The sequence below is a fragment of the Deltaproteobacteria bacterium genome (assembly GCA_005879535.1).
Classification (GTDB): domain Bacteria; phylum Myxococcota; class Myxococcia; order Myxococcales; family 40CM-4-68-19; genus 40CM-4-68-19.
Map to the genome: position 1 here is coordinate 131978 of VBKI01000070.1, position 11524 is coordinate 143501.

Below are 11524 nucleotides of genomic sequence, written 5' to 3' on the forward strand. Positions count from 1 at the left end.
CGAGAGGAGCTTTTTCATCGGCGCAGCATGGCAGCGAATCAGAATGACCCGAGCGTCATCAAAGTGCCTGTGAACCGTGAACCGCGCCAGATCGTCACCGCCCACCGGCAGCTCGAGGGAGCCGGCTTCGTCGTCCGTCGCCCGTTGCCGAGCGGAGAGGTGGACATGGTGGACCCCTTCCTGCTCATCGATGAGATGGGACCGGTCGACTACGGTCCGGGAGAGGCGGTGGGCGCACCTGACCATCCGCATCGCGGCTTCGAAACCGTGACGTATTCGCTGGCAGGCGAGTTCGAGCACGAGGACTCGGCCGGCCACCGCGGCGTGCTCCGGGCAGGGGACGTGCAGTGGATGACCGCCGGAGCCGGCATCATCCATTCAGAGATGCCTTCGCGACGGATCCGGGAGGAAGGCGGCCGCGTGCACGGATTCCAGATCTGGATCAACCTGCCCGCGCGTCTGAAGATGGCTCGGCCGCGCTATCAGGAGGTCCCGGCCGCGAAGATTCCGGAGGCGGTGACCGCTGACGGCAAGGCGCGGGTGCGGATCGTAGCTGGCGAAGCGCTCGGCGCAAAAGCGGTGATCGACACACACACACCGATTGTCTACCAGGACTGGTCGCTCGAGGAGCTCGCCGACGTCACCGTTCCGGTTCCTGCCAGCCACAACGCGCTCGCGTACGTCTTCGAGGGGTCCGCGAAGGTGGGCGAGCAGGATCTGCGCGAGGGACAACTCGCCGTCCTCGGCGCGGGCGACGCCGTCCGCCTGCGCGGTGGCAAGGGACGCTTGCTGCTGCTGGCGGGCGAGCCGCTGCGCGAACGCGTCGCGCACTACGGGCCGTTCGTGATGAACAGCGAGGACGAGATCCTGCAGGCGATGCGCGACTTCCAGAGCGGGCGCATGGGGGAGATCACGCGCACGGCGCAGGTGCAGTGAGTCACCAACTCCTTACAAAGATGTCGTGGTCTCGATGCGCCGTGGTGGATACGAAATCAGTCGCCATGACGGAACGACCAAAAGACGTCTTCGACGCATGCCCACATCCAGGCCTGGAGTATCTCGGTCAGAACCGCGACGCCCGGTTCATGCGCTGCGACTTCTGCGGCGAAGTCTTCGTGTTGCAGGGCGGCCAGGTGTGGGCGATTCCCGCAGTGCGACAGGATGAAGGGTCGACGAACGAGGGCGGCTGAGGATGGATCAGCGAGGACGTTGGCCCGCACGGCGGTTCTGGCCCGCTGGCAGCCAGCGGCCGAGATGAAGCCAACCCATCTCGAACGGCGCGCCGCGGCGTTCGATCTTCGCGGTCGCCAACGCCGTCTCCTGCGCTTCCCCAGCGTCGACGTCGCGGACGATCACCGCAGCGTTCACGAGCGACCCGTTACCGCCCGGGTCCGATCGATTCGAGGGTCCTTCGAAGAGACGCCGCTCGGCACGGATGTCGACGGAGTATCCGGACGGAGTGCGCTTCCAGGAAGCCGACAACGCTGGCTGAACGCCATTTCCGGGAAAGAGTCGAGTCGTGCGCGTCTTTCCGCCGGGGAGAAGCTCGATCAAGACGCCGACCGTCGTCCTGGGGTCGGGCTCGAGCTTCGGAGCGAATCCGCTCGTCCAGGGATCGCCGCCACGATCCCACCAGAGCTCGACGCGGTCTCCGACTCTGCCCTTCTGCGACACGCTCGAAAGCTGGACGTCGTCGTCCTTGACGTCGATTCCGAACCGAAGCTGCGGCCCGCTGCTCCGCACCCGGACGACGAACGAAAGATCGTCCGGGTTGGACCACGAGGAGTCTCCTTCGATGACGTAGTCGGCGCGATCCACGACCGTCTCGACGAGGTGCGGGGGCGAGAATGCTCCGTGCGCGGGAGATGGGCCACCGTCGGGGTCAACGTACAGGTCGAGCCAATAGGCGGTGCTGGTTTCACCCCCGTCGGCCGGTCGAAGAATGCGATGCGACCGTGCGTTCCCCTTCTCGTAGGCCGTCCCCATCTCCACCTCGGCCTTCGTTGCCCGATCGACCACGGCGTAGGAGTCTCCGACCACGTGAAACGTCCCGGAGCGATACGCGAGGCTGATGCCGCGCGTCCATTCCTCACGGCTGCCTCCCCGTTCCCGCACATTCAGCATGCCGGGCACCGCGTCCACCTCCACCGAAAGGCCGAGAGCCCCGCCACAACGCGGGCAACCGAGCAGCGGCACGTCGAGGGCGAGCGTTTGCGGCGATGAAGCGAGGACTACGACGACGTGCCGGGGCTCGTCGTCGCCGCGGCGGGTGACACAGCCCAGATCCGGACGGCCATCACCGTCGAGATCTGCCGGAGGCTGGGCACACGCGACGCGCTCGTCGTGAACGGCTTCTTCGAGCGAAACAGGCGCCGCCGCGAGGACGATGGCGAAAGCAAGTGCGCAGTGCACGGAACCGCTCCCGCTGCGCGGCCGCCTGATCAGTCGAGGAGGACGCGTTTGGCGTTGAAGAAGAACTCGATCCTCTGGTCGATCCCGTTATAGCCGCCGTTGATGACGAGCGTCACTGCCCGGACCGTGTCGACGTCCGCCTTGGTGGCGACATCGTTGAGGTCCCGCCATCCGCCACGCCGCCAGAACCACGCCGCAGCGTCGCAGGCGAGACGCAGGTCGGTCGCGAGCAGCTCCGGATTCGCCGTCAGATCGACACCGATGTAGGCGCCGTACACCGAGTAGTTGAGGCGCCCCGTGAGTTGGAGGAGTCCTCGTCCCTTGTAGCGTGCGCCATCGCCGGGTCGGATGTTGTGCAGATCGAAGCGGAAGTCGTACGCCTCGCCCACATGCGGACCTGCCGGGTGGCCTGACCACTTCCCCTCCTCGGTCGAGGAGAAGAACGCGCTCTCGTGTCCGATCTGCGAGAGGAAGTGCGCCTGCAAGAGCGGCGTCGTGATCCCGTACCGCTCCATCGCCTCGTTCAGGTGCGCGATCAGCGCGTCGATGTCCGCGCGCTTGGCCAGCGGCACGATCCGCTCCAGCTGGTCCGCGGTCACACCCGCCATTCCGCGGAGCTGCTTCAGGAACCCGAGCGGATGAAAGTGCCATATCGTCGGAGAAGCGGGCGCTGGTGTCACGCCGGCGAAAGCGTCGGTCCAGAACTGAAGCTTCTGGATGAAGTCGGTTTGCGCCTGGAGGTCTGCGCTGCTCATGTTCCAGGGCGGCTTCTTCAGTCGATCCCACTTCTTCAGCTTCTTGTCCGTCCCCGCGTCCCACTCGCTCGGATGCAGGCAGACCGTGTTCCGAAGTCGATCGCGCAGATTGGAATCGCGCAGAGCGTCGCGCATATCGCCCTCGATCCCCGCATTCCCTCCGGACCGGGCCTTTCCGGAAGCGTCCTTCTGGACGGCATCGAGCAGGATTTGAACGTCACAGAAGCCGTCCTCGCTGAAGAACTCCTCCCCGGCCTTCTTGCTCGCCTTCTCCTCCAGCAGTTGCCACGTCTCCCAATCGTAGAGGGATACGGCGCTGAGATTCGCGTGGCTGAAGGTGCGGGCGGTCGTGTCGAGGTGCAGATCCACCCAGCTGTTCGTCCCCGGCGCCGTCTCGGCCCAGAGGTGGCCGTCCTTGTCACGGCGGAGCGCGCTTGCCGCCGGCTTCTTGAACTCTTTCTTCGCCGTGACGGAACTGGCGTTTGTGTCGAAGAGGAAGGTCGTCTGGGGATCGTAGGTGAGCGTATCCGTGCGGGCTGACTTGATGGTGAACGTGCGCTGGAAGAGTCCGTTGCCGGCCGGAAGCGGTCCATCCAGATCCGCAGCCGGTACGAAGCCGTGGCACCGATCGCTGTCGAATGTGACGACGATTTCGATGCTCGTGAAGGCGTCCTTGCTGCCGAGGCGCTTGACCGCGTCGCCGGCGCGAGCGTGCACGCGGATGCGGTCGGGCGGATCCTTCGGAGGATCTTTCAGGACGAATGGGACCGGATCGATGAGCTCGCGGGTTGCTCCGCTGTTCTTTCCCAGCTCTTCTTTCGGCCACCAGCCGCTCTTGCCGTGGAGCTCGACGTGCTGGTACGTGACGCCGTCCGAGACGCAGTCTCCCAGTACATTCAGGACGTCGCCAGGGCCGCCGTGGATGGACACCTGCGCGGGCGCGACCGGAATGACGAAGTCGAGATCCTTCTCGAGCCGGTAGTGATCCGGAGCGGCGTTGGTGGCATCGTCGATGATGCTGTAGCGCTGCCACCCTTGCGCGGTCTTTCCATCGACCCCTACGCATTCCCAGCGTTCCTTGGCCACGTAGGTGTCGCCCAGCCACTCCAGGGAATCGCGCGCCGCCGCGGCGATCGGCAGTTTCTTGAAGTCACCCTTTTCGATCTGGGTGAGGCTTCGCGGCAGATCCGTTCGCGTCACTGGCGCCTTGTTGAGGAGATCCGGCAAGGGAGCCGTGAGGACGTACCGGTTCTTCGATGCCGATCCGAGCTCGGCAGCGCGTGCCCAGGCGCTGACCTCGCCGCCGGTGACGTCGCGGAAGCCGACGTGCACCCAGCTTTCCGACGCATCCTGCACCACGGCGAGATCCGCAACTTCAGTCGCGGCAGGAAGCACTTCATGGGCAGCTGCCGTGAGCGCCTCATCGAGATTCTTCGGGACGACTTTCAGCAGGCGTGCCTCCCCACCGAGCTTGGCGACCTTCCTGACCGCGTCCGTGGAGGCGATTCGCTCACTGGGGACCCACCCCTCGAGCGAACGATGCTTCACTTTGCGGAACGTCTGCGAAACCTTCTGCTCGGCGTGGCGCCGCACCCACGTGCTTGCCGGCAGTGGGATCCGCTGGGCGGGGTCGCCATCCCACGCTGAGAACCACGAGGTGGGCGTTGCCGCGATGGAGAGCACGACGTCCTTCGGCGGTCGATGCGCGTCTTTGTAGAAGTCGCCGAGCGCGTGCTCCCGCGCCCACCCTTTTGTCACGGTCGCCGCCGGCGCCGCCGCCTGGTAGCTGACGAGCTTGAACGTCTCGGGCACGTCGTGGCGGCCCCGCGACGTCACGTAGTCGTCCTGGCTGGCACCAAGCGCGATCTTGGCGAGCTTCGATTCGTCGCACCAGCAGGTTGCTGGATGGTCCGTGTAGAACGGATCGAGCGCCCGCGTCAGCGTGTAGCCATTGGCGCAGAAGTGCCCGAGCTCGCTCGTGCGCTTCCAACCTTGCACGACGTGGCGCCAGCACTTCACATGATCCGAGCCTTCGTACCGCTCGGAGATCCGCAGCAGAGCTCCTTTCGGCAGGTCCACGGGAATCTTCGCGTTCTTCGACTCGGGAAGCAGCTCGCACTTCTTCGGTTGCGCTCCCGGTGCGAGGCGGTACGTCGCGTCCGTGAACCAATGCTCGTTGTTGGGATTGGAGAGAAACCCGTGCGTATCGGCGAAGATCTCGAAGTGCACGAGGTTGGTGGGACCGATCGGCGGTGCTCCCGCCGCCGCCTTCGTATCGCGAAGGTAGACTCCTGCCCAACCGAGCACGTCTCCTCTGGAGATCTTCACCGGCCTCTTCGGCTGGACGACCTTGCCCCACGCATCCGGCTCGGTGAGGGCCCAGTCATCCTCGAAAGTGGACCTGTCGACGGGAGCGAAACCACCCTCCGCGATCTCGTGGTAGGCGGTCCTGGCCTCGAACCGGACCTTGAACGGGTCCTTGAAGCGAGCGGTGGTGCCCTTCGGCAGAATCCCGATCACGGGCGACGTCGCTTTCCCTTCTGCGCGGATGACGACGCCACGCTTGTCGGGCCCGGGATCGTCGACCTCGACCTTCACCCGCCGCTCGATTGCGGTCGCGACGCCGTCCAGGAGCACGAAGCCGTGCAGATCGCCGTGATTGACCCCTCGCGCCTTGCTGCGCTTCGCGTGTTTCTTCCAGGCGGCCGCTGTCGGGATCGCCACGTCGATCTCGAAAATCGTTCCCGCCGGGATCTCTCCCTCCAACTTGGACGGATCCGTCGCCGAGAGCACCTTGACCGCCGCCGTGGAGAGGAACCGCGTGCAGTCCGGTTCCGCCGACGACGTCGCATCGTCGATCTTGAGCCAACCCTCGAGCGCCTGCCACTTCACTTTGGCAAAGCCGTGCGCCGTCTTCGCCCAATGGCCCTCCGGCGGCGCTTCTCCGGTGAGCACGATCCTCGCGTCCCGCGGCACGACTCCCACCGACGAGGCCGCTCCTGCATCGCCCGCAAGGCGGAGGCCTTTCCCGGAGCCGGACGTCTTCACTTTTTCCGGCCGCCTCGCGCGGAGGAAGACAGGCGGCTCCCGAGTCGGATCATCGCGGTATGGTTGCCAAGGAATCAGGTGCATGGCCAACGACCAGAACCCGATCTTCTGCCCCAGCGGAGTGGCCGTCTCGTGGTGCAAGAGCGCGAACCCCGCCGAGAACTCGTACTTCCCGTCAGGAAGATCGACCGTCTGCAACTGCTTGTCGATTCGATATGCGATGAGCGTTCCGTCGCGCACAGCGACGACTGGCTTCACGGTGTGAAGGTGGAGTCCCCCGTGCCAAAAGCGGTTCTTCCCAATTGGAAAAAACCCTTCGGTATCCGTCTCGCTGGCGCTCGCGAGCTTGTCGAGGTCCTTCTCGTCCTTGATTGGCGTATCAGCATCCACGACTTCCCCCGATGGACTGTGACATCGCGGTCACGTCCGCCGTGACGCTCACTTGATGCGGATCCACTCGAGCAGCGGCGAGGCATCGACATCGGTCCCCTGGCGGCGCAGGAACGCCTCCACCGCGTTGCGCTCCGGCTCGCGATTCTCGAACACCCTGGATGCCGGCTGCGGCGGCAGGCCGCTCGTGATCCCCAGCAGATTTGGAAGGTACGTTCCGATCAGGTTCTCGTGGAGGTCGGCGGCGTCCGGCATCAGCAGCACCCGCCACATGGTCAGCGCGAGGCGCTGCCCGCGCGTTGGCGTCTCGTCTCCACGCAGTGAGACCAGGTTGTACGCGCCATCGATGAGCGCCTGCCGCGTCTTCGGCGTCAGTTCCTTGCGCTCGGAAAATTCCGCCAGCGAATCGAAGGCGGGCTGCGAAGCCATCGTTTCATCCGCGTACTGCTCCCACAGGAACTCGGCGAAGATCGGATCGAGCCTCCCCGTGACCGGCGCGGCGAGATCGAGCGTCTGTTTCAACGGAAGATCCCGGACCAGTGTTTGCGCCGCGATGCGCAGTCCCGGCAGCACCTGCTCCGCCGGCACCACCAGCTTGCAGGCAGGTTCTTCCAGCACGCGCTCCGCGCGCCGGGATGCGCTGTCCGAGAACGTCACCAGTTCCGCGCCCGGGTCGAGCGGGACCCGCGACCAGCTTCCCTGCAGCGGCTGCATCATCAACTCGCCGTCGTAATCGGTCTGTTCGACGATGACGTCCACCGGTCCGTCGGGCGCCGGATCGACCTTTCCACGGAGCGTTTCCGCGAGCGCTATCGACAACTGCACCTTCCGCGACTTCAGGCCGGGCTTGAAGGGCACCCACGGACCCGGCTTGGCGGCAACGACCTTCACCAGCAGGATGTGGCTCGAGCGCACGACGACCGATCGCGACGTCGACTGCGTCATGGCGCGATCACCACTTGGAAGACTCGATCTGCGCGCTGGCCGTGCGCAAGCCACGAATCCCAACGCAAGAACGGTGACCACGACCGGCGTGAACCGCGCTGGAGGCATCTGTCGCGTTCGATTCTCTCAAGTGCGGGCATCGACGGCATACCAGGCGAGGGCGAATGGACTGCGCGTTTCCAGGCCGAACCCGTCCACGGCGACGGCGCGACCGTTGGGCGCGGACTTGTCCTTGGTGACGGTGATCTTTGCCGCCGTGGCGATCGTGCCGACGCCCGTCGTCGCGTGGAAGTTGATCTCGAAGTCCGGCGTCCAGGTGCATTTGTATACGGAGACGTACAATCGGTTCGCGACTCCGTTCGCCGTGGGATCTGGCTTGGCGTCCGTGTTGGTCCAGAAGCAAAGGTCCGTGCGGAAACCGAGGTTGAACCGGAAGTGCGCCAGCGTGCCGCCGGCGCTGATGTGTCCGCGGCGGCAGCCGATTCCCGGCGCGTCCCACATCTCTCGCTGCCAGCGTTGTCCGATGGGGCGTGCTGTCGGCGCCGGATAGCCGCCGCCGTGATTGCCGGTTGTGCCTCCCTGGAAGCCGGTCGAACCCACGGCCGAGTCTCCTCCGGTTCCCTCGCCCCCGAACGGCGACACGTCCAGAATGAACGATGCGTCGACAACCGGAGCGGTTTTGACGCACATCGCGGCGTCCGCCGCGCTGACGGGCGCCTCGGTGGCACCGATGTAATGATACTTCCCGTAATGCGTGTTGTCGGGCAGGTGCGAGATGAACGCGTACTTGTGGTTTCTCGCAGGAGGAGTCACGCCGCCGACGGGCGGCAGGTTGTACGCAGAGCTGATGTTGTTCAGGAAGATGTGCTGGATCCAACCGCCGAAGACCTTGTCCAGGCCGCGCTTCCCGTCCTGCCCTCCGCCAATCACGTCGACCTTCGCGTCGGCGTGCCAGCCGCTGTTCGCTCCGGTCCACGCGCCCCCGCCCGACGACGACGTCGTGAAGCCCGCGAAGTTCGCGGCGGTCTGCCCGGCCGCGGGGGACGGGCTGCAGTTGACCTTCTGACCCTTGCTGTCGTTGCTGACCCCCTGCACCCGGACCAGCACGAGGTTCATCATGATGAACGGCTCACGGTCGATCCTCGTGCCGTCCTTGGCCATGAACTCGAACGTCTTGCCTTCGTTGCAGTTCACGAAGGGGCAGATGTGGAAGCTGCCCACCGCGCCGGCGAGGAGCGTGTTCGTGAGCCCTTCGGCGTCGCTGCCCAGGGTGGGAGCCTCGGGATTGTCCTTGAGCGCGATCACGTCCTTGTGATCGCCGTCGGGCGCGGGCCGGCGGTCGCGGATGACGGCCCAGCGCACCGGAACGCCGGCGGGATCGATCGCGACCGACAGCTTGATCCGGTCCTTGTCGAGAATCGAGTTCTCGAGCAGCACGATGGGCTTGTTGACGGCATAGTCCTCGTTGAAGTCGTTCGCCGCCGGCGTCGGATCGGCGATCTTCCAGGCGTGGCGATTGACCGGCGAGTTGCCGGCGCGATTCGTGATCGCGGGCGTGGACGGAATGTCCGCAGTCAGCTTCTTGAACTTGACCACCGTGATGAGAACGGTGTCGGCATTGGTCGGGTTGTCGTCCTTGAGGTGGATCCACAGCGACACGTCGCGCAACGCGCCGCTCACCGTCTTGCCCTGCACCCAGAGCTTCTTGTCCTCGTTCTTCTTCGTCGCATCCTTCGGATCGAACCCGATCTCGTGAGGCACGGCGGTGGCCGCCTCGCCGCCCGTCTTCAACTCGTTGGGGAACAGCTCGATCCTCGCGGTGTTGTTCCCCTCGAGCACGAGCGTTCCCTTGAACTTCTCCGGTTTCACCTTCCGCACGACGAGGAGCGCGCGGCCGTGGTGGGCGCCCGTGTCCTGTTCGTGGACGAAGCGCCCGACCTTGACCTTGTTCTCCGCCGACATCGCGTCGGGATCGGCGTCCGCCTTCTTCCGGCTCTGGCAGATGTCGAGCTGGATCTGCACGGCGGTCGCGACGACGTGGTCGGCGTCGTCTTCGACACCCTTGAGGGCGAGGATGAAGCCGGCGTCCAGCATGTCCACGCTGGGCGCCTTGCCCTCGGCCCACAGAGTCCTGTCGCCCTTGGCCGGGATCTTGCTCGCATCCGCGATCGTGTACGGAAGCGCCGCCTTTTCGCCCTGGGTCGGCTTTTCGTTCGTGAACGCGGTGACGCCGCCCTTCGCGGAGATCACGAGGCTGCCCGAGAACGCCGCCGGCTTCACCTGCCGGACGATGAGCTGCGCGCGCTCGAAGTGACCCGCAGCGTCCTGCACGAGAAGATTCCGGCCGACCGCGATCTTGTCGTCCTGCGACAGCGGCGGCGGATCGCCGGCCGGTGACGGCCGCCCCTTGCAGATGTCGAGCGTGACCTCGACCGAGGTCGCCTTGCAGACGGCATCGGGGCCGATGGTCTTCGATCCTCCAGCGAGCTTGAGCGTGAGCTTCACGTCGTCGAGCGCGGCGCTGGGCTTTGCCCCCTCGGCGTAGAGTGCGACGCCGCCGCTGAGCTGCGACCCCTTGAAGACGTTGTCCTTGCCGTCGAACTTGATCTCGTCGTCCTTGTCGGCGCTCTTGAAAAACTTGATGCTGTCGTTCGAGCGCGTGAACGTGCCGCTGCCCGCTGCCTCGAAGGACTCGCTCGTGGAGAGGACGACCTTTTGCCGCTTGGGCTTCGTGTACGGCTTCGTCGCTCCCGTCGAATCCTTGAAGAACTTCTTCACCACGACGTCGAGTTTCGCAGGAGTGATGACCGGATCGACCTTCGCCTTTGGAGCAGGCTTCGGAGCGGACTGCGGCGCCGGCGCGGCCAGCGCGGCAGGAGGTGCAGCCGCGCCAGGTTGCGCCGGTGCGCTCTGCGGCTGCTGGGGCGGCGGAGCTTGTTGCGCCTGCGCGGGCGGCGGCGGCGTCGAAATCCGCACGGCCTTCAGGCTCACCAGGTAGCCGTGCTTGCTGAAGCGATGCCGCGCCCGATCCACGCGGTAGATGCCGTCGATCTGCGTCCCCACCTTCTGCAGCTCGACCTGGACCTCGGGCCGCAGGCGCGGGTCGCCGATCAACTCCATTTCCGCCGTCACGAATCCGTCGGCGATCTTCTGCAGCCGGCCCTTCGCCATCCGGTCGGCGGTCGCCGTGTCCGTGGGGGCGTGCTCATGTCCCGCGATGGAGAGCGTCTTGCCGGCGCCGTACTTCTTGGCCCCCTCGTCGCGCTGCCCTCCTGCGGCCTTCGCTTTGCCAACGATCTCCTGGCGCGCCTGCGGATCCCACCCGTGCACCGTGACTTCCTCGACCTGGGAGAGTGCGTTGATCCGGACCTTGACCTTCTTGAGCCCGTCGCCCGGCGCGATCACCACCTGAGAGCTGGTGGACGGGGCGGCGACGACGATCTTCTTGCCGTCGAGCCGGACCCGGTTGCCGTCCTTCTGCGCGATCCGACGCAGCAGGACGGCGTCGGTGACGTTGGACTGGAGGATGTGACTCTTGCTGCCCGTCGGAGCCTCTCCGGTGAGGCCATGATCGCGCGCGACGTTCTTCACGATCTCGTCGTCGTCGACGTTGTTGAACGCTCGCGTCGCCGGAGAGAGGGCGAGTCGGTGCAGGCGTTCGTAGCAGATGACGTGCAGCGCCGGCGGAACGTCGCGGCGGAAGCGCGGCTCGAGGCAAACCACCTCGCCGTCGAAGATGCGGCTGAGCCGCGACCCGAAGCCGAGATCGATCTGGACCGCCGTCCCGCTCTGGAACTGTCTCCCGTCGATCAGCTTCAGCGAGGGATCGTGGAAGGATACCTCGCAGCGGCCGAACAGCTCGCCGTCGAGATCCACGTCGACGGAGACGAGCCGCGCTTCCTCGTCGAGCGCGAGGCGGGTCCCGTCCACGAAGACGTGGCAATTCGGGATGTGGCGCGGTGAGGCGGGCACGG

6 protein-coding genes are annotated in these 11524 nt (G+C 65.7%); 2 read left to right on the forward strand and 4 right to left on the reverse strand.

Annotated elements, in window-relative coordinates; genetic code table 11:
• Positions 1-27: 27 nt before the first annotated feature.
• A complete protein-coding gene (locus E6J58_15985) occupies positions 28-936 on the forward strand; it encodes a pirin family protein (GenBank protein ID TMB35687.1) in 909 nt (302 codons plus the stop codon).
• Positions 937-1001: 65 nt separating this feature from the next.
• Positions 1002-1190 (forward strand): hypothetical protein, encoded by a 189-nt coding sequence (locus tag E6J58_15990; protein TMB35688.1) that lies wholly within the window; start codon positions 1002-1004, stop codon positions 1188-1190.
• A gap of 7 nt (positions 1191-1197) precedes the next feature.
• Here the strand turns inward: E6J58_15990 and E6J58_15995 are convergent, their stop codons facing one another.
• The 4 genes from E6J58_15995 to E6J58_16010 form a co-directional block, all read right to left on the reverse strand.
• Positions 1198-2412 (reverse strand): hypothetical protein, encoded by a 1215-nt coding sequence (locus E6J58_15995; protein TMB35689.1) that lies wholly within the window; start codon positions 2410-2412, stop codon positions 1198-1200.
• A gap of 29 nt (positions 2413-2441) precedes the next feature.
• Positions 2442-6473 carry a hypothetical protein gene (locus E6J58_16000; GenBank protein ID TMB35690.1) on the reverse strand — a complete coding sequence of 1344 codons (4032 nt, stop codon included), beginning with the start codon at positions 6471-6473 and terminating at the stop codon, positions 2442-2444.
• A gap of 180 nt (positions 6474-6653) precedes the next feature.
• On the reverse strand, positions 6654-7550 hold the full coding sequence (locus tag E6J58_16005) for a hypothetical protein (protein ID TMB35691.1): 897 nt from the start codon (positions 7548-7550) through the stop codon (positions 6654-6656).
• A 126-nt stretch (positions 7551-7676) separates the two neighbouring features.
• On the reverse strand, positions 7677-11522 hold the full coding sequence (locus E6J58_16010) for a hypothetical protein (protein ID TMB35692.1): 3846 nt from the start codon (positions 11520-11522) through the stop codon (positions 7677-7679).
• Positions 11523-11524: the final 2 nt, after the last annotated feature.